Annotated in this window: 18 protein-coding genes and 3 pseudogenes; 14 read left to right on the top strand and 7 right to left on the bottom strand. The window is 72.3% G+C overall.

Annotated features, from left to right (window positions below):
• The first annotated feature begins 1 nt into the window (after position 1).
• Entirely contained in the window at positions 2-2,815 is a 2,814-nt protein-coding gene (locus tag ACYVMZ_RS22350; RefSeq protein WP_461082349.1) for an NHLP bacteriocin export ABC transporter permease/ATPase subunit, read from the top strand.
• 95 nt (positions 2,816-2,910) lie between these two features.
• Here ACYVMZ_RS22350 and ACYVMZ_RS22355 read toward each other — a convergent pair whose 3' ends face one another.
• Positions 2,911-3,330, bottom strand: a complete 420-nt coding sequence (locus ACYVMZ_RS22355; RefSeq protein ID WP_461082351.1) for an ArsR/SmtB family transcription factor — start codon at positions 3,328-3,330, stop codon at positions 2,911-2,913.
• A gap of 198 nt (positions 3,331-3,528) precedes the next feature.
• Here ACYVMZ_RS22355 and ACYVMZ_RS22360 point away from each other — a divergent pair, with 198 nt between their 5' ends.
• From ACYVMZ_RS22360 to ACYVMZ_RS22380, 5 genes are all read left to right on the top strand, one after another.
• Positions 3,529-4,539: a Ppx/GppA family phosphatase gene (locus ACYVMZ_RS22360; protein ID WP_461082353.1), complete on the top strand. Its 1,011-nt coding sequence runs from the start codon at positions 3,529-3,531 to the stop codon at positions 4,537-4,539.
• A gap of 118 nt (positions 4,540-4,657) precedes the next feature.
• Positions 4,658-4,834, top strand: a complete 177-nt coding sequence (locus ACYVMZ_RS22365) for a hypothetical protein (RefSeq protein WP_461082355.1) — start codon at positions 4,658-4,660, stop codon at positions 4,832-4,834.
• Between the two features lie 181 nt (positions 4,835-5,015).
• Positions 5,016-6,029 carry an iron-containing redox enzyme family protein gene (locus ACYVMZ_RS22370; RefSeq protein WP_461082357.1) on the top strand — a complete coding sequence of 338 codons (1,014 nt, stop codon included), beginning with the start codon at positions 5,016-5,018 and terminating at the stop codon, positions 6,027-6,029.
• Positions 6,030-6,704, top strand: a complete 675-nt coding sequence (locus ACYVMZ_RS22375) for a HemK2/MTQ2 family protein methyltransferase (protein WP_461082359.1) — start codon at positions 6,030-6,032, stop codon at positions 6,702-6,704.
• A complete protein-coding gene (locus ACYVMZ_RS22380) occupies positions 6,685-6,882 on the top strand; it encodes a CDGSH iron-sulfur domain-containing protein (RefSeq protein WP_461082361.1) in 198 nt (65 codons plus the stop codon). The genes ACYVMZ_RS22375 and ACYVMZ_RS22380 overlap by 20 nt, the downstream gene beginning before the upstream one ends.
• 172 nt (positions 6,883-7,054) lie before the next feature.
• Here the strand turns inward: ACYVMZ_RS22380 and ACYVMZ_RS22385 are convergent, their stop codons facing one another.
• Positions 7,055-7,489: a protease inhibitor gene (locus ACYVMZ_RS22385; protein WP_461082363.1), complete on the bottom strand. Its 435-nt coding sequence runs from the start codon at positions 7,487-7,489 to the stop codon at positions 7,055-7,057.
• Positions 7,490-7,812: 323 nt separating this feature from the next.
• Here ACYVMZ_RS22385 and ACYVMZ_RS22390 point away from each other — a divergent pair, with 323 nt between their 5' ends.
• From ACYVMZ_RS22390 to ACYVMZ_RS22405, 4 genes and pseudogenes are all read left to right on the top strand, one after another.
• Positions 7,813-8,367 (top strand): hypothetical protein, encoded by a 555-nt coding sequence (locus ACYVMZ_RS22390; RefSeq protein WP_461082365.1) that lies wholly within the window; start codon positions 7,813-7,815, stop codon positions 8,365-8,367.
• Between the two features lie 131 nt (positions 8,368-8,498).
• Positions 8,499-8,685 (top strand): annotated as a pseudogene (locus tag ACYVMZ_RS22395) (cytosine permease); the annotation flags it as partial.
• A 16-nt stretch (positions 8,686-8,701) separates the two neighbouring features.
• Positions 8,702-9,397: an alpha/beta fold hydrolase gene (locus ACYVMZ_RS22400; protein ID WP_461082367.1), complete on the top strand. Its 696-nt coding sequence runs from the start codon at positions 8,702-8,704 to the stop codon at positions 9,395-9,397.
• A 131-nt stretch (positions 9,398-9,528) separates the two neighbouring features.
• Positions 9,529-10,697: pseudogene (locus ACYVMZ_RS22405) on the top strand (lactate 2-monooxygenase).
• Positions 10,698-10,784: 87 nt separating this feature from the next.
• On the opposite strand, the gene ACYVMZ_RS22410 reads toward ACYVMZ_RS22405, so the two are convergent.
• From ACYVMZ_RS22410 to ACYVMZ_RS22420, 3 genes are all read right to left on the bottom strand, one after another.
• Positions 10,785-12,425, bottom strand: coding sequence for an RICIN domain-containing protein (locus ACYVMZ_RS22410; RefSeq protein WP_461082369.1), 1,641 nt, complete (start codon positions 12,423-12,425; stop codon positions 10,785-10,787).
• 493 nt (positions 12,426-12,918) lie between these two features.
• Positions 12,919-13,296, bottom strand: coding sequence for a toxin Doc (locus tag ACYVMZ_RS22415; RefSeq protein WP_461082371.1), 378 nt, complete (start codon positions 13,294-13,296; stop codon positions 12,919-12,921).
• 3 nt (positions 13,297-13,299) lie between these two features.
• Complete coding sequence (locus ACYVMZ_RS22420) at positions 13,300-13,545, bottom strand: hypothetical protein (protein ID WP_004979459.1); 246 nt, start codon at positions 13,543-13,545, stop codon at positions 13,300-13,302.
• A gap of 184 nt (positions 13,546-13,729) precedes the next feature.
• Between ACYVMZ_RS22420 and ACYVMZ_RS22425 the strand changes: the two genes are divergently transcribed.
• Positions 13,730-14,662, top strand: a complete 933-nt coding sequence (locus tag ACYVMZ_RS22425; RefSeq protein ID WP_461082410.1) for a sigma-70 family RNA polymerase sigma factor — start codon at positions 13,730-13,732, stop codon at positions 14,660-14,662.
• A pseudogene (gene qcrB / locus ACYVMZ_RS22430) lies at positions 14,659-16,187 on the top strand (cytochrome bc1 complex cytochrome b subunit). Before ACYVMZ_RS22425 ends, qcrB begins: the two are co-directional and overlap by 4 nt.
• A 206-nt stretch (positions 16,188-16,393) precedes the next feature.
• Here the strand turns inward: qcrB and ACYVMZ_RS22435 are convergent.
• Together ACYVMZ_RS22435 and ACYVMZ_RS22440 are read right to left on the bottom strand one after the other, a co-directional pair.
• Complete coding sequence (locus ACYVMZ_RS22435) at positions 16,394-18,637, bottom strand: glycoside hydrolase family 9 protein (RefSeq protein WP_461082374.1); 2,244 nt, start codon at positions 18,635-18,637, stop codon at positions 16,394-16,396.
• A 161-nt stretch (positions 18,638-18,798) separates the two neighbouring features.
• Entirely contained in the window at positions 18,799-21,894 is a 3,096-nt protein-coding gene (locus ACYVMZ_RS22440; protein ID WP_461082376.1) for a glycoside hydrolase family 2 TIM barrel-domain containing protein, read from the bottom strand.
• A 253-nt stretch (positions 21,895-22,147) separates the two neighbouring features.
• On the opposite strand from ACYVMZ_RS22440, the gene ACYVMZ_RS22445 reads away from it, so the two are divergent.
• Positions 22,148-24,526: a SpoIIE family protein phosphatase gene (locus ACYVMZ_RS22445; protein WP_461082378.1), complete on the top strand. Its 2,379-nt coding sequence runs from the start codon at positions 22,148-22,150 to the stop codon at positions 24,524-24,526.
• 125 nt (positions 24,527-24,651) lie between these two features.
• Complete coding sequence (locus ACYVMZ_RS22450) at positions 24,652-25,908, top strand: arsenic transporter (protein ID WP_461082412.1); 1,257 nt, start codon at positions 24,652-24,654, stop codon at positions 25,906-25,908.
• Positions 25,909-25,915 lie beyond the last annotated feature (7 nt).

Consider the following 25,915-nt stretch of genomic DNA (forward strand, 5'->3'; position numbering starts at 1 on the left):
GATGACGACCGTGCAAGGCGACGACTACGTGCTCGGCGCGTTCGGGTCGCTCGGCACCCGGATCGACTGCGCCGGGTTCAGCCGCCTGGACCTGGCGGGCCCGCAGGTGCTGTGGCTGGTCGCGGCCGGTGCCGTGGACCTGTTCGCGGTGGACGCCGAGCAGCAGGGCCAGTGGCACCACCTCGGCCGCCTGGAGGCGGGCTCGCTGCTGCTCGGCCCGGTGGCCGGACCCCAGCACACATTGGTGGCCCGGCCGCTGCGGGACTGCGTGGTGCACCGCATCGGCCTGCGCGAGCTGTACCAGCCCGCGAGTACGCAGACCTGGTCGTACGACGAGTACGGCAACCCCCAGTACGTGCCGCCGACGACGAGCCCGCTGGAGTACGCCCTCGCGCTCGGCGTCGGCCGGAGCCTGTCGATCCTCTTCCAGGCGCCGATGGCCGAGCGTACGGAGGAGGTCACCGACGACGACGTGTTCTGGATGCAGGTGCCGCCGGGCAGCGTCCAGTACGGCTCGCTGTACGGCGCGGAGGCCGCGGCCGACCTGCTGATGGACCCGGCGCTGTGGCAGTCCATGGTCGACCAGCAGTACCGGCTGCTGACCACGCTGGACCGCTGGATCGAGCAGCTGGAGCGCACCCACGAGACCCGCACGGCCGAGGGCATCAAGGCCGGTGAGGCCGTGCGCGCCCAGGCCGACCGGACGCTGCTGGCGTCCATCGGCAAACGGTCGGCGCAGCGCACGACCGCGGCCGACGCCGACGCCACGTACGCGGCGTGCAAGCTGGTCGCCCAGGCGGCCGGGATCACGCTCGCCGAGCCCGCCCAGTCCGGCACGGGCGGCGACCGCCTCGACCCGGTCGAGCGGATCGCCCTGGCCTCCCGGGTGCGCACCCGGGCCGTACGCCTGGACGGCCGCTGGTGGCGGGACAACGTCGGACCACTGGTCGGCCACCGGGCGCTGTCGGGTGCGCCCGTGGCGCTGCTGTGGCGGCGCGGCGGGTACGTGGCCGTGCATCCGTCCACCGGCCGCGAGACGCCGATCGAGAAGTCCAACGCCGACGAGTTCGAGCCGCGCGCGGTGATGTTCTACCGTCCGCTGCCCGACCGGCGGCTCAGTCCGCTGCGGCTGCTCAGGTTCTGTCTGCGCGGTACGCGCGGCGATCTCACCAACCTGGTGGTCAGCGGCCTGGTGACGGTGGCGATCGGGGCGCTGGTGCCGATCGCGACCGGCAAGGTGCTCGGCGAGTTCGTGCCGAAGGCGCAGAGCGGGCTGATCGTGCAGGTCTGCCTGGCCGTGATCCTCAGCAGTGTGGTGGCGGCCGCGTTCATGCTGCTGCAGAACCTGACCCTGCTGCGCCTGGAGGGCCGTATCGAGGCCACGCTCCAGCCGGCCGTGTGGGACCGGCTGTTGCGGTTGCCGACGACGTTCTTCACCGAGCGGTCCACCGGTGAGCTGGCGAGCGCGGCGATGGGCATCAGCGCGATCCGCAGACTGCTGGCGGGGGTCGCGCCGACGGTCGCCCAGTCGGTGACGGTCGGGGCGATGAACCTGGGGCTGCTGCTGTGGTTCAGCGTGCCGATGGCCCTGGCCGCGATCGGCATGCTCGTCGTCATCGCCGCCGTGTTCCTCGGGCTCGGGCTGTGGCAGGTGCGCTGGCAGCGGCGGCTGGTCGTGCTCACCAACAAGCTGAACAACCAGGCGTTCCAGACGCTGCGGGGCCTGCCGAAGCTGCGGGTGGCGGCGGCCGAGAACTACGCCTACGCCGCCTGGGCGTCGCAGTTCGCGCGCAGTCGCGAGCTCCAGCAGAAGGCGGGCCGCATCAAGAACCTCACCGCGGTGCTGGGCGCGGTGTACCTGCCGGTGTGCTCGCTGCTGATGTTCATGCTGCTGGCGGGCCCGGCGCGCGGGTCGATGTCGGCGGCCGCGTTCCTCACCTTCAACACGTCGGTGACGATGGTGCTGACCTCCGTCACCCAGCTGACCGGCGCGTTCGTCTCGGCGGTGGCCGCGTTGCCGCTGTTCGAGGAGATCAGGCCGGTGCTGGACGCGACCCCCGAGGTGCGCACCGGCAGCACGCGGCCGGGCCCGCTGTCCGGGGCGATCGAGGCGCGACGGCTGTCCTTCCGGTACTCGGACGACGGACCCCTGGTCCTCGACGACGTGTCGTTCGAGGTGCGGCCGGGCGAGTTCGTCGCGATCGTCGGCCCCAGCGGCTGCGGCAAGTCGACGCTGCTGAGGCTCCTCATCGGCTTCGACCGGCCGCTGTCGGGGAGCGTCCTGTACGACGGCCAGGACCTGGCGGCCCTCGACCAGTCGGCCGTGCGCCGCCAGTGCGGGGTCGTCCTCCAGCACGCGCAACCGTTCACGGGCTCGATCCTGGACGTCATCTGCGGCACCGAGCCGTACACGCCCGAGGAGGCGATGGCGGCGGCCGAGATGGCGGGGCTCGCCGAGGACATCAAGCGGATGCCGATGGGCCTGCACACCATCGTCTCGGGCAGCGGCGCCGTCTCCGGCGGCCAGCGGCAGCGCCTGATGATCGCCCAGGCGCTGATCCGCCGCCCGCGCATCCTCTTCTTCGACGAGGCGACCAGCGCCCTCGACAACGAGACGCAGCGCACGGTCATCGAGAGCACCAAGGCTCTCAACGCCACGCGGATCGTCATCGCCCACCGCCTGTCGACCGTGATGGACGCCGACCGCGTCATCGTGATGGAGGACGGCAAGGTCATCCAGCAGGGGCCGCCCGCCCAGCTCCTCGCCGACACGGGCGGCCGGCTGCACGAGCTGGTGCGGCGGCAGATGGCGTGACCCTGCAGCCGAATCGCCCTCGGCACAGGAAGGCGTCGAGGCCGGGAACGGGCGCGCCGGAGGGCACGCCGGTCGCGGCATAGGCCGCATGTCGGTCAGGGTGAAGCGGGTGCGCTTCTCGTCGGCCTCCTCGAGGTCGCAGTGGAGTTCGTCGCCGAAGTGGAGTTCGTCGCCGTCCCAGTCGGTGCGGGGTCCTCGGGGGTGTCCGACGTCGCGTCGAGACGGCGGCCCAGCGCGTCGAGGCTCTCGTTCCAGAGCTTGCGGTAAGGGGCCAGCCAGGCATCCAGTGCGGCGATCGGCGCGGGGTCCAGGGCGTAGACCCGGCGCTGCGCGTCCTGCCGTACGCGCACCAGCCCGGCGTCCCGGAGCACCTTCAGATGCTTCGAGGTGCTCGGCTGGCTCAGACCGCACGCCGTCACGATCTCGCCGACGGGCCGCGGCCGCTCCAGGAGCAGCGCGACGATGGTCCGCCGGTGCGGATCGGCGAGGGCGGTCCAGAGCGAGGCGTCGGACATACAGCCAGTATGCCCGGCTAGTTATATGCCTGACGAAGAATACAAGGGAGGTCCGCGAGGTTCGATGTGACGGCTGCCGTGCACCGAGGGGCCGCCGTGCGCAGGGAAGCGGCGGGCCCGCTGCGCGTGGTGGCGCGTCTTCGCCGGACCTCGCAGGTCGTTCCGTTGGTGCGGCGCGGAAGTGGGTACCCATCGCGCATGCGAATCAGCGTCGTGGATGTGGGATCGAAGACGGTCAGACTGGTGGTGGCGGACGCGGAGGGTGGGGTACCGCTGCCGGTGCACACCGCCAAGTGGCGGCTCAGGCTGTCGGAACAGATCACACCGGGCGGGCCGGTCCCGGAGCGGGCCGTCGAGCAGCTCGTCGACGCGGTCACCGAGGCGAGCGCGACCGCGACCCGGTGGGGCGCGGCGGGGCCGCTGGCCTTCGCGACCGCCGTGGTGCGCAGTGCCCCGAACCGGCACGAGGTGCTGCGCACGGTGCGGAGCCGTACGGGCGTGGAACTGTGCACGCTGCCGGGCGAGGTCGAGGCCGAGCTGACGTTCCTCGCGGCCCGGCGCTGGATGGGCTGGCGGTCGGGGCCGCTGGCCCTGCTGGACATCGGCGGCAGCTCGCTCGAAGTCGCCTTCGGGCGCGGCCGGTTGCCCGACTTCGTGGCCTCACTGCCGCTGGGCGCCGGACGGCTCACCCACGAGTTCTTCGACGGGGGGCAGGATCCGCCGTCGCCCGAGCAGGTGCGGGCCCTGCGCCGCAAGGTCCGCCACCAGCTCCGGGACGTCGCTGCCCGCATCCGCTGGGAGGGACCGCGCACCGCGGTCGCCACCTCGCGCACCTTCCAGCAGCTGGGACGGCTGTGCGGGGCGGCGCCCGGGCGCCACGGGCCGTTCGTGGAACGGCAGTTGTACCGCGAGGACCTGCGGGAGGCGATCGGCCGGCTGGCCGCCCTGCCCGCCGCCGAACGCGCCCGTCTGCCCGGCATCTCCGCGCCGCGGGCCGCGCAGAGCCTGGCCGGGGCGATGGTCGGGCACACGGCGATGAAGCTGACCGGGCTGACGACGGTCACCATCTGCCCCTGGGCGATTCGCGAGGGGATCATGCTGCGTCACATCGAGGACGGCCCGTCCTGGTGGGCACAGATCAGCCGTAGCAACGAGGAGGTGGCGCCGCCGGATCCGGTGCCGCTGCGCATCGCGACCGCCACCAGCTGAGGGGAAACCGTACGGCGACCGTGGGGACCGTACGGCGACCGTACGAAACCGTACGGCGACCGGAGAACCATACGAACCGTACGGCGACCGTGCGAGACCCGAGGAGGAAGGAGACACCATGTCCGAGGACGCCCACCGCAAGGAGCCGGAGACGGCCCTGGAGGAAGTGCTGCGCGAGGTCGAGGAGGCCGAGCAGCGCACTCGGGACTCCGAGGAGCAGCGGCGCCACCGCGGTGAGGCCGGCGAGGCCATCACCCCCAACATCCAGGCGCAGGACGAGTCCCGCGGGGACTGACGGCGGGCGCGGCTACTGCGGCGGCGGCCCGAGCGGCCGCCCCGCCGGCGCCCGTGCCACGCCGAGCAGGCCGGCGGCCATGGCCCGGCCCGACGACCGCGACCACCGGCGGCCGCGCTCTGCGTCGAGGCAGCTCGCACAGAGGATGGCTGGCCGGCCGCCACCCGGGTACCCGGAGCGCATGGAGCACGACCCCGAAGGACCACATCTGCCGACACCGCGCGGCCCTCTGTCCGCAGCCGTCGAGGAGTACCTGCTGGGCACGGGCCCGCTGCCCCGCCCCGCCGAGGTGGCCGCCGCGTCCGTGTACGGCGACGACGTCCAGCTCGCCCTGTACCTGTGCTACGAGCTGCACTACCGCGGTTTCGCGGGCGTGGCCCCGCAGCGCGAGTGGGACCCGGACCTGCTGCGCGTCCGCGCGGCGCTGGAGCACCACTTCCTGTCCGCCCTGCGCGCGGACGTCCCTGCCCACGACAGCGTGCCCGACGCGCTCGCGGAGCTGCTGGTCGAGCCCGTGGACGGCACGGGCGTCACCCACTTCCTGTGCGACGAGGGAGAACTGTGGCAGCTGCGCGAGTACGCGGCCCAGCGCTCCCTGTACCACCTGAAGGAGGCCGATCCCCACGCCTGGGTGCTGCCGCGACTGTGGGGACGAGCGAAGGCGGCGATGGCCGCGGTGGAGTTCGACGAGTACGGCGGCGGCCGGCCCGACCGTGTGCACGCGCAGCTGTTCGCCGACCTGATGAGGGACCTGGGCCTGGACACGACATACGGGCATTACCTGGACGCGGCGTCGGCCGAGGCGCTCGTCACCGTGAACCTGATGTCCCTCTTCGGCCTGCACCGGGCCCTACGGGGCGCCCTCGTGGGCCACTTCGCGACAGTGGAGATCACCTCGTCGCCCGGGTCCCGGCGGCTCGCCGAGGCGATGCGCCGCACCGGGGCGGGGCCCGCGGCCGAGCACTTCTACGACGAGCACGTGGAGGCCGACGCGGTCCACGAGCAGGTGGTGCGCCACGACGTCATCGGCGGCCTGCTGGAGCGGGAGCCGCACCTCGCGCCGGACGTCGTGTTCGGCATCGACGCCACCGTGTTCGTGGAGGACCGCTTCGCCGCCCGGCTGCTCGCCGACTGGCGCGCCGGCCGCTCGTCGCTGCGCACCCCACTGGTTGCCGATATGACCCATACCTCCTGAATGACCGGGTACCTGAGTGCTGTGAATCCACTGGTACCGCCGGGCGTCTATGCCCCGCAGGAGGACACCGAACTGTTGACCGACGCCCTGTCCGAGGAGCCGCTCCCACCGGGGGCGGAAGTCCTCGACGTGGGGACCGGGACCGGCGCGCTGGCGCTGGAGGCCGCCCGGCAGGGAGCCCGCGTGACCGCGGTGGACGTGTCGTGGCGTGCGGTGTGGGCCGCCCGCCTCAACGCCCTGCGGGCCGGGCTGCCGCTGCGCATCCGGCACGGGGACCTGTTCGATCCGGTGCGGGGACAGCTCTTCGACCTGATCCTCGCCAATCCGCCGTACGTACCTTCGCCGGCCGCCGGGCGGCGGCCGCACGGGGCGGCCCGGTCCTGGGACGCGGGCGGTGACGGACGGCTGGTCCTCGACCGGATCTGCCGGGAGGCGCCCGCCCTGCTGCGGCCGGGTGGCATCCTGCTGCTCGTCCAGTCCTCGCTCAGCGACCCGGACCTCACGCTCGGGCGGCTGCGCGCCGCCGGCCTGAAGGCCGCGGTGACCCGCCGCCGAAGGATCGCGTTCGGCCCCGTCCTGCGCGGCAGGGAACACTGGCTGCGGGAGCGGGGTCTGCTGTCCGCCGCCGAGAACGAGGAAGAGCTGGTGGTCGTTCGTGCCGAACTCCCCGTCTGACGCCCCGCGGCGGATCACCGTCCAGCGCAAGGGCCCCCTGCTGGTGGAGGGCCCGGTGGAGGTGGAGCTGGAGGACGGTACGACCGTCAGCTCCGACCGCTTCCGCGTGGCGCTGTGCACCTGCCGCCGCAGCCGCCGCTACCCGTGGTGCGACACCAGCCACCGCGACAGGTCCTGAGCCGCCGCGCCCGGTGCCGCGCCCCGGTGCCGGGGCGGGGCCAGAGGCCGGCGGGCGGCCCCACTCCGCCCGCCGGCCCCCTCGCACGAGACCGCCGGTTCCCGCGACAGGGGCTCGCACTCCCCATCTGCGGCCCGCTTCGAGTGCACGGGAACCATGACGATCCCGGTCCTCAGAACGTGAAGACGCTGGAACTCTGGGCGTTCTTCACGCACTCGTTGGAGAAGGTGCGCTCATAGGAGACGCGCTGCCCCTGCCACACCCCGTCGACGGTGACGACCACCGGGTCGTACTCCTTGGTGCACAGCACGTCGTTCCGGGCCGTCAGGGCGTCGAAGTCACCGCCCACGCCCTGCAGTTCGGCGCACGCCCGGCCGGCGGCCGGGTGGGTGCCGGAGGGCCGGGGGGCACAGGTCAGGGTGACCGCGCGTTCCGGGGTGGCGGTGGCCGCGCTCTCACCGTGGCCCGTGGTGAGCACCAGGGCCGACGGGGCGTAGAGCGCGGTGGGGGCACTTCCCGGGGCGGCGAGTGCGGCCCCGGAGAGGGGAGCGCAGACGGCGGTGGCCGTGAGGCCGAGGGTCGTTGCCCAGCGCGCGGTGTTCCGCATTGTGTGCATCCTTCCGCTCGTTTCGACGAGTGCCGGTCCGTGCTCGGTCGGTGCCGGGCCGGCGAGCGCGAGTCTGCCGAGTCCGCCGCGGAAACTCACATCGACCCCACCGCTTTCAGTAACATTGCGTGTTGAATCAGTGGCGTGAAGTCACGGAAACGGAAAGCAGAAACCCCGTGACTGAGCCGCCGGCGGCCGCACGATGCGGCCACATGGCCGAATACCACACGTTCGTCAATAGGCCTGAAACATTCCGATTCCGCTCTCGGCCGACCGCTTCCCGACCCCTTGTGTTCATGCTCGGGCCGAGTAATCGTCATTACATGATTACGACAGAGCAGCGAGAGAAACTGCGCGGCTGGTTCACCGGCCGCCTGCCCGACGACCTCTTCGAGGAGCTGGTCGAGCTCACCGTCGACCGCGAGGAGATCACCGTGATCGGCCGCATCGCCGAACCCCGACTGGCCGAGGACGCCTCGGCCGCCGAACGGGAGGCGGCGGTCCAGGGCCGGATCCAGGAGTTCCGGGAACGCACCCGCGAGGCGCGGATCGCGGTGGCCCGGGAGGCCGAGCACCGGTTCGCCCGGAAGGTGTCCTGGGGGGTGGAGTGCGGCGGGCGGCGCGCCCTGTTCACGCACGTGGCCGCCCCCGTCATGACCCGGCTGCGCCAGCCCGAGCGCCAGGTCCTCGACACGCTCATCGCCGGCGGCGTCGCGCGCAGCCGCAGCGACGCGCTGGCCTGGTGCGTGCGCCTGGTCCAGCGGCACACCGACGACTGGCTCAGCGAACTGCGGGAGTCCCTGGAGCACGTCCAGCGGGTCCGGGCCCAGGGACCGGACACCGAACCGCAGGACGCGCCCCCGGCGGACGAGGAGTGACCTGCGGATGGAGGATTGATCACACACCACCCGAGAAATGGATGATCGGCCCTCTGGAGGGGTCCTCGCACGCCGCCCTGCCGTCGGCAGACCCCCGAGGACGACATCCTCGCGCCGCCGCACACCTCCCGGCGAACGGTGTCGCCATCGGCCTGCCGCTGTCGCCGGCCGTGGCGGCGGTGCTGTTCCTGACGCTGCTGCGACTGTTCCCCGAACCGCGTGCGGTGTACGGACCAGAGGGCGCGCGGCTCGTCCGTACCGTCGACGTGCGTGGCGCCGATCACCGGCCCAGGCGTCGAGGGGGGATTGTCAGACCCCCGGCTAGGTTGCCCGCATGACCAACTTCCTACTGGTGGCGGGGACATGGCTCGGCGCGTGGGCGTGGGACGAGGTGGCGGCCGAGTTGCGCGCGGCCGGGCACGGCGTCCATCCGCTGACGCTGTCGGGCCTGGCCGAGAAGCAGGGAATGCCGGCCGGGCAGCAGACGCACGTCCAGGACATCGTCGACGAGGTCGAGCGCCTCGACCTCCGGGACGTCGTCCTGGTGGGGCACAGCTACTCGGGCATACCGGTCGGGCAGGCCGCCGGGCGGATCGGTGACCGGCTCGGCCGTGTGGTGCTGGTCGACGCCGACGCCGCCGTCGACGGGGAGTCGTTCCTGTCGGGCTGGCCGAGCGACCACGTGCGGCAGTCGATCGCCGACCACGACGGCTTCTGGCCGCCCCTGGCCGCCGACGACTACGCGGGCCAAGGACTGACGCGCCATCAGGTCTTCCGTATCACCGGCGGGTCGACCCCGCATCCAGGCGCCGCGCTGACCGAACCGGCCGTCATGGCACGCCCGCTCGGTGAGCTGCCCGGCACCTACGTCAAGTGCCTCCTGGACGGCGAGGAGCCGTGGGGCGCCGCGGCCGAACTGCTCGGGAGCGACCGCTGGGAGCTGGTGAAGCTGGACACCGGGCACTGGCCGATGTTCTCCCAGCCCCGTGAACTCGCCCAGGTCCTGCACGAGTCGGCCGCCAAGGCCTGAAAAGGCCAGAAAACGCCTGAAACGACCCGAAGTCAGGGGTCCGCCCCGTGGACGGACCCGCTCCTACTCGCCAGTATCGTCGGGGCGGCGCGTTCTCAGCGACGAGAAGCGACGAAGGGCGGTACGGAGCGATGGGCAAGCACTGGTCGGACTTCCAGTACGAGATCTATCTCCACGGGATGACGGGTGCCGTACCGCGGCTGCCCACCGATCTGACCCGGCTGGAGCGGCTGACCGAGCAGCGCCTGGGCCCCGGCCCCGTCGGCTATGTGGCGGGCAGCGCGGGCGACGGCAGCACGGCCCGCGCCAACCGGGCGGCCCTGGAGCGCCGCCGGATCGTGCCGCGCATGCTGCGGGACGTGCACGAGCGCGACCTGTCCGTCGAGGTGCTGGGCCGCGCCCTGCCCGCCCCGCTGGCCCTCGCCCCGGTCGGGGTGCTGTCGATCATGCACCCGGAGGCCGAGTCCGCCGCCGCCCGGGCCGCCGCCGCGCAGGGCGTGCCGTACGTCCTGTCGTCGGCGTCCAGCACGCCGCTGGAGGAGGTGGCGGAGGCGATGGGGGATGCGGAGCGCTGGTTCCAGCTGTACTGGCCGACGGACCCGGAGGTGGCCCGGAGCTTCCTGAACCGGGCGAAGGCGGCCGGGTACAGCGTCCTCGTCGTCACACTGGACACGCCGCTGCTGTCGTGGCGGCCCGCGATCTGGACCAGGCGTATCTGCCGTTCCTGCGCGGGGTGGGCACCGCCAACTACTTCTCGGACCCGGCCTTCCAGGCGGGTCTGGCCAAGCCGGTGCACGAGGACCCGAACGCGGCGGTGCTGCACTTCGTGGGGATGTTCGCGGATCCCGCCAAGACCTGGCCGGACCTGGCGTTCCTGCGGGAGAACTGGGACGGCCCGATCGTCCTCAAGGGCGTCCTGCACCCGGACGACGCCCGCCTGGCCGTTGACGCCGGGATGGACGGAGTCGTCGTGTCCAACCACGGCGGCCGCCAGGTGGCCGGTGCCGTCGCGGCGGCCGACGCGCTGCCGGGCGTCGTGGCAGCGGCCGGCGACCGGCTCACCGTCCTGTTCGACAGCGGCATCCGCACCGGCGACGACGTCTTCAAGGCACTCGCCCTCGGCGCCCGGGCCGTGCTCGTGGGACGGCCGTACGTCTACGGCCTCGGCCTCGACGGCCAGGCGGGCGTCGAGCATGTGATCCGGTGCCTGCTCGCCGAGCTCGACCTCACCCTCGCACTGTCGGGACACGCCACCACGGCCACGCTCGGCCCCGCCGACCTGGTCGAGCAGACCTCGTGAGCGCGCTGCGCGGAGCGGCCCGGCCGGGGTGGGCGATGCCATCGCCCACCCCGGCCCGCGTCCGCACACGGCGCCTTGTGAAGCGTCCTAGAGGTCGGGCAGCTCCACGGCTCGCGCGTCCGGTGCCCCGGTCCCCTCGATGGACAGCGACCCCTCGGCCGTCGGCACCGGCTCGGTCCGCCAGCGCTGTGCCGCGGAGCGGTCACGGACCTTGACGACGATGTCGGCGTCCGCGTCCCCGGTGGTGGGGCTGAGGGCGAGCCGCTCGTCCCAGCGGGGCAGCAACTCCCCCTGCACGGTCAGGTCGTAGCGCACGTCGTCACCGCGGTCGTCGTCCTCGTCGGCGCACGTGCCGAGGATGACGACGCCCGCGTCCTTGTGCGAGTCGAGGCACAGCCCCGGGTCGGCGACGCTGCGCAGCATCCCGTCCTCCTCGTACGTCCACTGCTGTGTCCACGCCGACGAGCACACCGCCAGCCGGGCGCCCGCGCCCTCCTTCGCCTCGCCCCGGACGTCCAGGCACAGATCGGCGGCCACGCTGCGCAGCCGCGTCTGCCCCGGTGCCGTGGGGAGTCGGGCGGTGCCGGTCGCGGACGCGCCGGGCGGTACGGCGCCGCTGCCGCCGACGGCGCTGGTGGAACCGGTCGGGTCGGCGCCCCCGCCGCCCTGCGAGGACGTACTGATGATGAGCACGGTGGCCAGCACCCCGGCCGAGACCGCACCGAGGCCCGACAGCAGCGCCCGGGAGGACCGCAGCGCGTCCGGGATGCGTGCGCCGCCCGATGTCCGTCGGCCGGGCGCGGGAATCCGGGACAGCAGCCGTGGGCGGCCGGCGCCGGGCCGACCGGACCTTCGCCGCCCGGCACGGCGGCCGGCGCGCGCGCCGCCCGACGTACGGCCCGGGCGGGAGTCGAGATAGCGGCGGGCGCCCCAGCCGAGCACCGCTTCGGCGATCAGCGTCCCCAACCCGCCCTCGAAATGGCTCAGTTGATCGGCCGCGTGCCGGCAGTACGAGCACTCCGCCAGATGCTGCTGGACGTCCGGCAGCAGGGCGCCGCCCCGGCGGATCGGGACATCGAGGAGACGGTTGTAGAAGCGGCAATCCATGGTCGGCGAGAGTTCCCGATGGGCCTGGACACAGCCCTCGCGGAATTTTTCACGCGCCTGTTCGAGGAGGGCCGACGCCGTGTCGGTATCCATGCCCAGCAGACCGGCCGGGACGGTTAAGGGCTCGGCTTCCACCTCGACATGCCAGAGCAAACAGCGCGCGACCGCGGGAAGGGCCTGGAATGACCGCTGTGCCAGGGCGCGGTTTTCGGGCGTCATGGACTTCGCCGCACGAAGGCCGCGGCCGCCGGCGGGTTTCTGCAACTGCGGCAGAACCTCGCATATTCGATCGTCTCCGGACCATTCCCGGACCGTGTCGCGCACGGTCACCAGGAGCGCCGGGCGCAGCGCGACGGCCGATTCACCGAAGGCGAGGCGGTTGAGGGTCCGATGGAAGGCGGTCGTGGTGATCATGGCGGCGACCTGCGCCGACGAGGCCAGGCAGAGGACCGCGTAGTCGTACACCGGCTGCCAGTGCCGCGCCATCAGCAGCGCGACGGAATGGGCGGCGGCCTCGCTCTCCGGACGGCCTCTCAGCCGGGCGGCGAGGGATTCGTCGGATTCCCCCGGATCCCCGCCGGGCGGGGGATACGGCGGACGAGGGGGGTGGGGGGTGGGCACTGAGATGTTTCCTTCCCACGCGCACGTGACACACGGAAGTTCCGTCGCCGAAAAGAGGCCCGGTCGATGCGGACCTCTATGGGCGGGCGCGGGGGGCGCGAATTCACCGACGGTGAAATCGGACCCGGTTCATCAACGCGCGTGCGACACCCGGCCATTACCCCCCGCACGGGTGATTCACTCTCGCACAACCCCCACATGGCCAACAAGGCACTCGGGCAACATCCGCGCCTTTGACAGAGAGTCAGACACGGGTCCGACCCGCGTCCCTCGCATGGGCTTTCGACATTTCATGCGCCCCGTGTGAATCACGCACCCATACCCGGTGCGCCGCGCACGCTCCCGGCGCACGCCCCGGCGTAGTGCACTGGGTGCGGCCCTTCTCGGAGGCCACGCGCAGGACGGCGGCTCTCCTGTGCGAAGGGCCGCCGGCCCCGTTCCTCCCGCCCTCGGCCGGCGGCCCCGGGGGGCGGGCGCGGCGGAGGCGGTTTCCTCAGATCTGCCAGGAGCGCAGCCGGTCCGCCGCGCCGTAGACATCCGTCGTACCGGACATCAGATCGCGGGCGAGGTCGACGAGGGCGCCGTAGGGCGGGTCGATGCCGACGCCGCTGACGAACATGTACGCCACGGCGGTCGCACAGGCGAAGCGGGCGTTGGCCGACGGCAGCGGCCTGAGCACGGCGAGGGTGTGCAGCAGTGCGGCGGCCCGCCAGGCCGGGTCGGAGTCGACTCCGAGGCGGGGCGGGTCGACGCGGTGGCGGGCGACGGCGGCCACCAGCGCAGAGAAGTCGTTGATGGTGGGCTGGTCCGGCAGGACCTCCTCGTGGCGCTGGAGCAGCCAGGGCACGTCGATGTGGATGACGGGTGTCATCGGTCAGGCGGCCCGCCCCTCGCCCTTGGCGGGCGGTTCGTCGTCCGGGAAGGCGGCCGCGAACTCGTCGGCGTGGGACGCGAAGAACCGGCGGAAGGCCTCCGCGCCTTCCTGCAGCGCCCGGTGGCGGGCTATGTCGGCGGCGGCCGCCTCCCGCACCAGGGCCTTCATGGACGTACCGCGTTCTTTGGCGATCTGCCGCAGGTCCTCCAGCTCGCGGTCGCTGAACTCCACGTTGAGAGCAGGCATGCCCACACGGTACCGCTCGGGTACTGACTCGTAAATACCCCCAGGTCAGCAGCACGCTTGAACGGTACCGAAGGGGTCGCGCCCCGTATGGCGAGACTGAGACGTGGGTCACATTCCGCCGTGGACTGTCACATTCCGGCCGGTGCCCGGCCTCGCAGTGGTGAGCGCGCTCTGGGAGGCCACCATGTCCAAGACCCCTGTTCCCGCCACCGACGTCCCGGTCGACGAGGCGACCGGGGTGTTCCTCGACCATCGCGACCTGCTGTTCGGGGTCGTCTACAACATCCTCGGCAGCGTCGCGGACACCGACGACGTCCTGCAGGAGACCTGGCTGTCGTGGACGGCCCGCGGCGGGGGCGACCCCCTGGCCGGGGTCGCGAACCCGCGGGCCTACCTCGTCCGGGTCGCGGTCAACCACGCGCTGCGGCGCCGGGCCGCGATCAGCCGCAGCCGGGAGACGTACGTCGGCCCATGGCTGCCCGAGCCGCTGGTCGCCGGGGAGGACGCCGGCGATCCGGCGCTGCGCGCCGAGTCGGTGTCGATGGCGATGCTGGTGGTGCTGGAGTCACTGACTCCTCTGGAACGCGCGGTGTTCGTGCTGGGCGAGGTGTTCGGCTACCCGCACGCCGAGATCGCGGACCTCCTCGACCGGACCCCGGCGGCCGTACGGCAGCTGGCGCACCGGGCGCGGGCCCATGTGCACGCGCGGCGACCCCGGTACCGGGCGCATCCGCGGGTGCGGCGGGAGGCGACCGAGCGGTTCCTGCGGGCGGCGTTCGGCGGGGACATCACCGCGCTGATGGAGGTCCTGGCGCCGGACGTGACGGTGTGGACGGACGGCGGCGGCAAGCGCAGGCCGTCGCCGCTGCGCCCGGTGCGGGGCCGGGACAAGGTGGCCCGCCTCTTCGCCTCGTACGGGTCCGGACGCGGCGGCCCACGCGGTCTGGAGCTGCGCCACCGGTGCGTGAACGGGGACGACGCGGTGGTGCTGTTCCAGGGCGACGCACCGTTCGCCGTCCTGGTCCTGGACCTCACCCCGGAGGGCGACCGGGTCTCGGGCGTCTACGTCGTCTCCAACCCCGACAAGCTCACCCACGTCCGCAAGGAGGAGGCGTGACCGCCACGGAAACGCCCGGCCGGGGCGAACGCCTCGCCGACTGGTTCGACGGGCGGCTCGGCATCCACAGCCTGGGCAGGCGCTACCTGCGGAAGGTGTTCCCGGACCACTGGTCCTTCCTGCTCGGCGAGATCTGCCTGTACAGCTTCGTCGTGCTGATCCTCACGGGCGTGTACCTGACGCTGTTCTTCCATCCGTCGATGAACGAGGTGACGTACCACGGCAGTTACGTCCCGCTGAACGGCGTCCGGATGTCCGAGGCGTACGCCTCCACGCTGGAGATCAGCTTCGACGTGCGCGGCGGGCTGCTGATCCGGCAGATCCACCACTGGGCGGCGCTGGTGTTCGTCGCCGGGATGCTCACGCACATGATGCGGCACTTCTTCACGGGCTCCTTCCGTAAACCCCGCGAGGTCAACTGGGTGTTCGGCTGGCTGCTGCTGTTCCTCGGCCTGTTCGAGGGCCTGTTCGGCTACTCGCTGCCGGACGATCTGCTGTCGGGCACGGGCATGAGGTTCGTCGACGGCGCGCTGCTGTCGGTGCCGATCGTCGGGACGTACCTGTCGATGTTCCTCTTCGGCGGCGAGTACCCCGGGGACGACATCGTGGCCCGCTTCTACTCGCTGCACGTCCTGGTGATCCCCGGCATCATGGCGGCGCTGGTGGTGGCCCACGTGCTGCTGGTCATCTACCACAAGCACACCCAGTTCGCGGGCCCGGGGCGTACCGAACGCAATGTCGTCGGCGCCCGTTCATGCCGGTCTACCTGGCGAAGGCGGGCGGTTTCTTCTTCCTCGTCTTCGGGGTGCTGGCGCTGCTCGCGGCGGTGGCGACGATCAACCCGGTGTGGGCGTACGGCCCCTACCGCGCCGACCAGGTCTCCACCGGCGCGCAGCCCGACTGGTATCTGGGCTTCGCCGAGGGGCTGGTGCGGATCATGCCGGGCTGGGAGATCACGCTGTGGGGTCACACGCTGGTGCCGGGCGTGCTGATGCCGATCCTGGTCTTCCCGCTGCTGCTGGTCTTCATCGGCGTGTATCCGTTCCTGGAGGCCCGGTTCACCGGGGACCGGCGCGAGCACCATCTGCTCGACCGGCCGCGCAACCGCCCGGTCCGTACGGGCATCGGGGCCGCGTGGATCAGCCTCTACCTGGTCCTGCTCGCGGGCGGCGGCAACGACATCGTGGCCACCCATCTCCATCTGTCGATCAACACGGTGACGTGGGCGGTGCGGATCGCGGTGTTCGTCGTCCCCGCCGTCGTCTTCGTCGTCACCCGGCGCATCTGCCTGGGCCTCCAGCTCCGGGACCGGGAGCTGGTGGCGCACGGCCGGCCGACCGGCGTGATCAAACGGCTGCCGCACGGCGAGTACGTCGAGGTGCACGAGCCGCTCGACCGGGCCCGGCTGCACACGCTGACCGCGCACGAACGGCCCGGGGAACTCGTCGAGCACCCGGCGACGAGCCGTTCAGCGCTGGAACCCCTCACGGGTGAGCGCGGCGGAACTCCCGGATCGCCCGGTTGAACCGCTCCGGGTCCTCAAGGCTGCGGACGTGCCCGGCCCCGGGGATCACCACGAGCGTGGCGCCGGGGTCGCCTCCTGGCAGCGGTGGGCGACCTCCACGCCGCTGACCTGCACCGTCGCCATGAAACCGAGGCTACGCGCGCGTGCCGGGGGTGTCCTGCCGGATGGCCGGACGGCTCCCCGGCACGCGCGCGGTCACACGACCCCTACGCCTGGTCCGCCACGAAGGCGGCCATGCGGGTCAGCGCGGCGTTCCAGTTGATGGTGTGCTCGTTCGTCGACCAGGACTGGATGTCGTCGATGTAGCAGAACTGGCCGACGCAGCCCCGCAGTTTCATCTGCGCGACCGGGTCCTGGATGCTCGAGTTCGGCCCACCGGCGAGCGTGCCGTCCGGCGGGTTCGGCAGCTTCGGGTCGAGCTGCCGGGCGTACCAACGGCTGTGCTGCTTGTGGGCGTTGACCTCGCCGTAGCCGGTGACGTACGAGATGTTCAGCGCGTTGCGGCCCAGGATGTAGTCCATGCTCTGCAGCGCGCCGTCCCGGTACTTCGCGGCGCCGGTGAGGTCGTAGGCGGTGGCGAGGACGACCGCGTTGTTGAGGACCTGGTGGCTGGAGCCCCAGTCGTACGTGTTGTCCTCGGGGGCGTACGGCATGCCGTACGGGTGGGCCTTCAGCGTGGCCAGGTAGCGGTCGGCGCCCTTGACGACGGACTCGCGGACCTTGTCCCTGCCCGGCAGCCCGCTCGGCACGAGCGCCAGGTCGAGGCGTCCCGCCGCCGCCGTCCGTGCCCAGTCGAAGCCGAGGGGGCCGAAGATGTCGGCCGTGTGCACCGGGGAGTTGAGGACGTGGCGCTCGAACTGCTTCTCCCCCGTGGTGAGATACAGCTCGGCCGCCGCCCAGTAGAACTCGTCGGTGACGGTGGTGTCGGGGTACGCGCCGCCGCCGATGCCGTCGTCCGGGTCCGCGTACACCTCGGGGTGGGCGAGGGCCGCAGCCCAGGCCTTGCGCGCGGCGGACAGGGTCTTGGCCGCGAACTCCTTGTCGTAGGACTTGTACAGGCGGGCCGCCTGCGCGGCCGTCGCCGCCAGGTTGAGCGTGGCGGCGGTGGTCGGCGGGTGCAGCTCACGCTTCTGCGGGTCGTCGCTGGGCAGCAGCGGCAGCCCGGTCCACTGCTCGTCGTGGATCTTGTGGTGGGCCATGCCGGCCAGCGGCTGGCCGTCGGGCACCTGCATCTTCAGCAGGAACTCCAGCTCCCAACGGGCCTCGTCGAGGAGGTCCGGCACCTTGTTGCCGCTCTCGGGGATGTTCAGGGTGCCGTCGCCGAGCTTGTCCGACTCGCCGGTGCGGGCGTGCAGGGCGCGCTCGTAGGTGCTGAGCACCTCCCAGGTGGAGATGCCGCCGTTGACGACGTACTTGCCGTGGTCTCCGGCGTCGTACCAGCCGCCGGAGACGTCCAGGGTGTAGTCGCACACGCCGGGCTGGCAGGGCACGGCCGTGTCGCCCTGGTTGGGGGCCACGCCCACGTGTCCGGCGGGGCGGCCGTAGCCGGGGCGCAGGTCGTCGCGGATCGCGGTGCCGCTGCGCTGGGTGTAGTAGTACTTCGCGGCGTCCAGCCGCAGCCGCTCGTAGGCGCTCGCGTCGATGTCGAAGGGCCGGCTGGTCTGTCCGTCGGCGACCAGGGTGAAGCCCGCGCCCCGCTTCCAGTACGCGCCGAAGTCGATCGAGTGGACGTTCTGCCCGGAGGAGGCGTCGACGCCGCGCGGCACCGTCCAGCCGCGCGCGACCACCGCCCCGCCGGCGTTCTTCAGCTGCCAGGGCAGTTTGGCGGTGGCGTCGGTGACCAGGGTGGCGTTCTTTGGTCCGGCGGGCAGGTAGGCGACCTGGTTGACGCGCACCCGGGGTCCGGTGTCGGGCTCGTACGGCTCCGGCTTCACCCCGCCGAGCAGGGACACGTCGTCCATGCAGAACCGCCAGGGGTCCGCGCTGCCGCCGAGCTGGAAGCCGACCTGGCCCCGGGTGGTGTCGACCGGCGAGGTGAAGGTGTAGGAATACGTGTCGCCGGAGACGCTGAGCTGCGGCGACACCTCGTAGTAGGTGTCGTACGGCGCCACCGACAGGCCGACGATCGCCCGCACCACGTGCCCGGCGGGCGAACCGGTCGCGCTGAAGGAGAACCGGTACGACTCCCCCTTCACGAGGGTGAGGTCGTTCTGCCCGACGGCGGCGTCCCAGCGGTTGACGGTGCCGCCGGGGACGTCGGCGCACAGGCGGCCCTCGGACAGTCCCGCGGTGACGTTGGCGGTCGTCCACCAGGGCTCGGTGGTGGTGTCGAAGGTGCCGTTCCTGACCTGCTCGGCCTCGTCGGCCCCGGCCGGGGCGGCGGGCAGCGCGGTGAGGGCCGTGGCCAAGAGGCCCGTCAGGGACAACAGGGCGGTTCTGCGTCTTTTCACGTCTGGGCTCCTCGTCGGAGGTGGGGGTGGCGCTCGACAACACCGTGGGAGCGCTCCCAGATGCGGACGCCTGCCATGTTTGTGGCAGATGTGACAGCCCGTCAACCGTCCGGACGGGACGGGTTGCCCGCATCCCGTCCGGACGGCCTCGCTGTGACGGCTCAGGCGGCGGGCGCCTCCAGCCTGCTGATGCGGATCGCACCCCGGGCCTCGTCCGGGTAACGGCTCGTCAGGGTGAGCCGGATCCGCGAACCGCGGACGGCGTCGAAGGTGATGACGGACGGCGCGCCGGAGGCGGTGGCCCAGTCGATCCGGGCATCCCGCACCGATCGCCACGCGTGGCCGTCCCACACCGCGACCTCCACCGCGGCGGGCAGGTTGTGGGTCGCGTCCACGGTGAAGGAGACGTCCACCCGGTCGAAGCCGCGCCTCCGCCCGTAGTCGACGCAGACCCAGTCCTCGGTGCGGGCCCCGTCGAAGGCGGGCAGCAGGGCCGTGGCCTGCTTGTGGAAGCCGTTGGACCAGCCGGTGGCCGGGTCGCCGTCGAGCATGGCGGCGGGGAGGGTGTCCGGCCGTCCGGAGAAGCTGGCGTCCGCGTGGGGGTAGGTCAGCGGCGCCGGGTGGTCGGGCTTGAAGGCGGGCGGCGCGGTGGTCGCGCGGTCGGCGGCCGGGGTGGCGCGCATGGTCGCCGTGCCCGTGCGCAGCCCGTCGGCGTGTGCCGTCACCTTGACCGTGCCCGTTCTCGTGCCGGAGCGGACGATGGCGAGCGCCTTGCCGTGGAAGGCGGTGCGGGTGCTCGCCTGGTAGCGCTCGGCACTCTCCTGGCGGCCGTTGTCGAGTCCGGCCAGCGAGCCGCCCGCCACGTCGAAGGAGATCAGGTGCTCGGCGTCCGGCACCACCACCCCGCGCCGGTCGACGACCTCCGCGGTCACGAACACCAGCGAACGCCCGTCCGCCGCAAGGGACTTGCGGTCCGAGGTGAGCCGTATCGCGTACGGGGCGCCGGCGGTGCGCAGTACGTCGGTGGCGACCACCTTGCCGTCCTGCCGGGCCACCGCCTTCAGCTCGCCCGGCTCGAACGGCACCTTCCACGTCAGGTGGCGCTTGCCCGCGCTGCCGTTCGGGCTGGTGTAGCTGCCGGGGTAGGGGCCGTCGGTGAAGGTCTTGTCGTCGCCGGTCGCCTCCGTGGTCTCCAGGTACTCCCGGCCGTCGACGGTCTTCTTGGTGTCGAACCGCCGCACGCCCAGCGACCTGCCGTTGAGGAACAGCTCGACGGTGTCGACGTTGGCGTACGCCCACACCTCGACCGTGTCGCCCTTGGCGTGGTTCCAGGTCATCGGCAGCAGATGGACCATCGGCTCGCTGGTCCACTGGCTCTGGAACAGGTAGTACATGTCCTTCGGGAAGCCCGCGGTGTCGACCGCGCCGAAGAAGGAGGCCTTCACCGGGAAGACGTCGTACGGCGTGGGCTCGCCGATGTAGTCGATGCCCGACCACAGGAACTGCCCGGCGAACCACTTGCGGTCCCGGTCCTTCTTGTGGCCGTACTCGCCGCTCATGGTCCAGGAGGCGAGGTTGTTGTCGTAGGAGGAGGTCGCCCGCCTGCCCGGGGTGTAGTTCTCGCCGGTGTTGAGGTGCTCGGGCTCCTGGTACGTCCCTCGCGTCGAGGTCTCTGACGAGGACTCCGACTCGAAGAGGAACAGGTGCGGGTAGGCGGCGTGCAGGGCGTCCACCGACTTCGCGGTGTTGTAGTTCAGACCGAGACCGTCCAGCTTGGCCAGCATCAGGTCGGCGGCGGAGCCCTTGGCGGGCAGGCGGCGGTACTTGTCGGAGCCGATGACGATCGGGCGGGTGGGGTCGGCGGCCCTGATCGCGTCGATGATCCGGTCGGCCATGGCGAGGCCGGCGGTGGAGGTGGAGTCGGGGACCTCGTTGCCGATGGACCACATCAGCACGGCGGGCGAGTTGCGGGCCGCGAGGACCATCTCGGTGGCGTCCTTCTCGCCCCACTCGTCGAAGAACCGGCCGTAGTCGTACCGGTTCTTCCCGGTGCGCCAGCAGTCGAAGGCCTCGACCAGCATGATGATGCCCAGTTCCTCGCAGACCTGGATCACCTCGGGCGCGGGCGGGTTGTGGGAGGTGCGCAGGGCGTTGACGCCCATCGACTGCATGATCGTCATCTGACGGCGGATGGCGTCGATGCTGACGGCGGCGCCGAGTGCGCCGAGGTCGTGGTGCAGGTCGACACCCTTGATCTTGTGGTACGTGCCGTTGAGGAAGAAGCCCTCGTCGGGGTCGAAGCGGAAGGTGCGGAAGCCGAAGACCGTGCGATAGGTGTCGGTGGTCCGGCCGGCGACCCTCAGCTCGGTGTGCAGGGTGTAGCGGTGCGGGGCGCCGAAGTCCCACAGCTTCGGGCCGGCGACGGTGAGTTCCTGCGTCTCGGTCTGCCGGTCGGTGACGGCGACCGTGGAGGACGTGCGGGCGACCGTACGGCCCTTCGGGTCCCTGATCCGGGAGATCACCTCCACGTCCGCGCCGGTGCCCGAGGCGTTCACGACGGAGGTCTCGACCCGGACGGTGGCCCGCTCGGCGGTGATCCGGGGGGTGGTGACGTCAGTGCCCCAGCGCGCCACGTGCACCGGTTCGGTGACCACCAGGCGGGCCTCGCGGTAGATGCCGCTGCCGGAGTACCAGCGGCTGCTGGGGAGCCGGTTCTGGACCTTGACCGCGAGCACGTTCGCGGTGCTGCCGTCGGTGTGCAGCAGGTCGGTGAGGTCGAAGGCGAAGCCCGTGTAGCCGTAGGGATGGCGGCCGACCTCCCTGCCATTGCAGTAGACGTACGCGTCCATGTAGACGCCGTCGAACTCCACCGAGATCCGCTTCCCGGCGTAGGCCGGCGGCAGGGTGAAGGCGAGGCGGTACCAGCCGAGGCCCCCGGGGAGGAAGCCGGTGCCGCTGGTGGTGCCGTGCTCGGTGGTGGGGGCCTGCTCGATGCTCCAGTCGTGCGGGACGGCGACCTCCCGCCACGCCGAGTCGTCGTAGCCAGGGGTGGCGGCGTCGGCATACGCGCCGGTCGGGTCGGTGATCCCGCCCGGATCGACCAGCGCGAAGCGCCAGCCGTCGCGCAGGGCGACGGTGCGGCGGCCGGACGCGCCGCGCCCCTCCTCGGCGGCCCACGCCGCCGGGGCGCCCAGGAGCGCTCCGGCCGCGGGCGCGGCTGCGGAGGCGAGTAAGACGGATCTGCGCGTGACCGACATGCGGCTCTCCCTCATCAGGGCCCAGAAGTACTCACAACTCATCGTGAACAAACAGATTCTGTCGGCGGGTCACACGGGGCCGTCAAGAGTGCGGCAGCGTCCTTCTGCACCACTGCCCCATCGGCCGGGTGACGCCGGGGGCGGGGGCGCCCCTGCGGCCCTGGGCCAGTGACCCACGTGGGACGCCGACGCACTAGGCTGGACTAAAGTGGCGCAGCTGTTCACTGAGAGTGTGCGCAATGGAGTGGCGACGATGAGCCCGGACCATCCGTTCGACGATGTCGCGACGGCCCGGGCCGTCATCGACCCCGATGGCACACTCACCGAGTGGAGCGAAGGCGCCCGCCGTCTGCTGGGGCACACGGCCGCCGAGGTCGTGGGGCGCCCCGCCGCCGACCTGCTGGCCGACGGCCGCGAGTACACGCCGCCCGGGCCCCGCGACGCACGCTGGAGCGGCACGCTCACCCTGCGGCACCGCGCCGGTCACAGCGTGCCCGTGTGGGTGCTCGCCCACCGCAGACGGCCGGACGGCGGCGGCCGGGGCGACTGGCTGGCCGTCACGCCCTTGGGCAGCGACGTTCCCGATCAGCGGACCGACCCCCTGATCGGGGTGGCGCTGACGCAGTCCCCCTGTGCCACGATGATCTTCGACGAGCGGCTGCGGCTACGCGGTATGAACGACGCCATGGCCGAACTGATCGGCCTGCCGGCCACCCGCGTCCGCGGCCTCAGGCCCACCGACCTCGGCGTCAGGCCGCAGAACCGGGAGTTCGAGCAGCACGTGCTGCAGGTGCTCGCCACCGGCCGGCGACGGGAGATGGAAGCGTTCCTCAAGGCCGGCGGAGAGAGCCGGGCGCACGCCTGGCTGGCCCGGCTGGCTCCGCTCGCGGACGCGCAGGGACGAGTACAGGGCGTGTGCGTGACCGCCCACGACTTCACCGAGCAGTACCTCGCCCGGGAGCGGCTGCAGCTGGTCAACGAGGCCAGCGTGCGCATCGGCACCACCCTCGACGTCACCCGTACGGCCCAGGAGCTGGCGGACGTGTGCGTGCCCGCGCTCGCCGACTTCGTCAGCGTCGACCTGCTCGATCCGCAGGAGCACGGCCATGAGCCCAGCGGCCCGCTGACCGGCCCGGTCAGCCTGCGCCGCGCCGCGCACCAGTCGGTCACGGCGGGCACCCCCGAGGCCGTGGTCAAGCAGGGACAGGTCGACGTCTACCCGGCGGCCTCCCCCCAGGCCGACTCGCTGATCGCGGGCCGCACGATCGTGGCCACGGCGCCCTCCGCCGACCTCGAACGATGGCTCGCCTGGGACCCGGTCCGCTCCCAGCGGGTGCGGGAATACGGCATCCACTCCACGATGTGCGTGCCGCTGCAGGCGCGGGGCACGACCCTGGGCGTCGCGGTCTTCACCCGCTTCCGGCGCCCGGACCCGTTCACCGACGACGACGTGCTGCTGGCCGAGGAGGTCACCGCACGCGCCGCCGTCTGCATCGACAACGCGCGCCGCTACTCCCGCGAGCGTGAGACGACCGTGGCCCTGCAGCGCAGCCTGCTCCCCCGCAGACTGCCGCGCACCGCCGCGGTGGAGGCGGCCTCCCGCTATCTGCCGGCGACGCGCTCCAGCGTGGGCGGAGACTGGTTCGACGTGATCCCGCTGTCCGGGATGCGGGTCGCCATGGTCGTCGGGGACGTCGTCGGCCACGGCATCCAGGCCTCGGCCACCATGGGCCGGCTGCGCACCGCCGTCCGCACCCTCGCCGACATCGACCTGCCCCCCGACGAGTTGCTCACCCACCTCGACGACCTGGTGGTCGCCCTGTCCGCGGAGTCCGGCGAGGGCACCGGCGAGGTCGGCGCCAGTTGCCTGTACGCGGTGTACGACCCGGTGTCCCGGCGCTGCACCATGGCCGGGGCCGACCATCCCCCGCCCGTCATGATCCCGCCGGGCGGCGCGCCCCGGCTGGTCGACCTGCCCGAGGGCCCGCCACTGGGCGTGGGCGGGTTGCCGTTCGAGTCCGTCGAGCTCGACCTGCGCGAGGGCACGGTGCTGTCGTTCTACACCGACGGGCTGATCGACAGCCGCGAACGGGACGTCGACGCGAGCCACGGCCTGCTGTGTGACGCCCTGTCGGCCGCTTCCGGCTCGCTCGACGAGACCTGCGACCGTGTGCTGCGCGCCCTGCTGCCGCCGGGTGGCGCCGTCGACGACGTGGCCCTGCTGCTGGCCCGCACCCGGGGGCTGGCCGCCTCCCAGGTCGCGACCTGGGACATCCCCGCCGACCCCGCGCTCGTCGCCCCGATCCGCAAACAGGTCCTCGACCAGCTCGGCACCTGGGCGCTGACGGAGGCCTCGTTCACCACCGAGCTCGTGGTGAGCGAGCTGGTCACCAACGCCATCCGATACGGCGCCCCGCCCATCCGGCTGCGGCTGATCCATGACGCGTCGACGCTGATCTGCGAGGTGTCGGACACCAGCCCCACGGCTCCGCACCTGCGCCGCGCCAAGACCTGGGACGAGGGCGGCCGCGGTCTGCTCCTGGTCGCCCAGCTCACCCAGCGCTGGGGCAGCCGGCCCACGGCCGAGGGCAAGACGATCTGGGCGGAGCTCGGCCTGCTCGACGAGGGCTGAACGCCTTCTTCCGGTTGTTGCTCCTTGTGTTGCTCCGGGCCCACTGTGCGGGGCTTCTCGCAGTTCTCTTACCCGGGCTTGGTTTCATGGGCGGGCATCACATGATCACGTCCTGAGGACCCGCCCTGCACACCCCGCTCGCCGAAGCCCTGTCCGTGGCGCTGCTGGTCGCCGTACTCGCCTGGGCCGTACTCCGGCCGCGCGGTCTCCCCGAGGCCGTGCTCGCCGTCCCGGCCGCGGGGGTGGCCCTCGCGGCCGGGACGGTCTCGCTGGAGCACGCGCGGGAGGAGGCCGAGCGGCTCGGGCCGGTGGTCGGTTTCCTGGCGGCGGTGCTGGTGCTGGCCCACTTCTGTGACGTCGAGGGGCTGTTCTCGGCGTGCGGGGCGTGGATGGCCCGGTGGGCCGAGGGGCGCCCAGGACGGCTGCTGACCGCGGTGTTCGCGTTGGCCTCGGTGATCACGGCCGTCCTGAGCCTGGACGCCACCGTCGTCCTGCTGACTCCGGTGGTGCTCGCCACCGCCTCCCGGACGGGCGTGCGGGCCAGGCCGCATCTCTACGCGTGCGCCCACCTGTCGAACACGGCCTCGCTGCTGCTGCCGGTCTCCAACCTCACCAATCTGCTGGCGTTCACGGTGAGCGGGCTGAGCTTCACACGGTTCGCCGCGCTGATGGCGTTGCCGTGGCTGGTCGCGATCGGTGCCGAGTACCTCGTGTTCCGGCGCTTCTTCGACGCCGACCTGACGGCGCCCGTCCACTCCCCCGAGGCCGCCGGGGCCGCCCGGCTGCCGCTGTTCGCGCTGGTCACCGTGGGCTGCACGCTGGCCGGGTTCGTGGTGGCCTCCGCCGTCGGCATCGCACCGGCGTGGGCGGGCCTGGCGGGCGCGCTGGTGCTGGCCGGTCGTGCGCTGCTGCGGCGGCGGGCCGCCCCGCTGACGGTGGTGCGGGCCGCGGCCCCCGGCTTCCTGGCGTTCGTACTCGCGCTCGGCATCGTCGTCCGCGCGGTCGTCGACAACGGGCTCGCCGGTGCGCTGCACCGCGTGCTGCCCGACGGGTCGGGGCTGCCCGCGCTGCTGGGCCTCGCGGCGCTGGCCGCCGTCCTGGCGAATCTGATCAACAACCTGCCGGCGGTGCTGGTCCTGCTGCCGCTGACCGCGGGGGCCGGGCCCGGTGCCGTCCTCGCGGTGCTGCTCGGAGTGAACATCGGCCCCAACCTGACGTACGCCGGATCGCTGGCGACGCTGTTGTGGCGGCGGATCGTGCGGCGGGACGGACACCGGGTCGGCCTCGGGGAGTTCACCCGGCTGGGGCTGCTCGCCGTACCGGCCGCGCTGGTGCCGGCCGTGGTGGCGTTGTGGGTGTCGCTGCGGGTCGTCGGGGGCTGACGGGCCC

The sequence above is a fragment of the Streptomyces deserti genome (genome assembly GCF_054782695.1).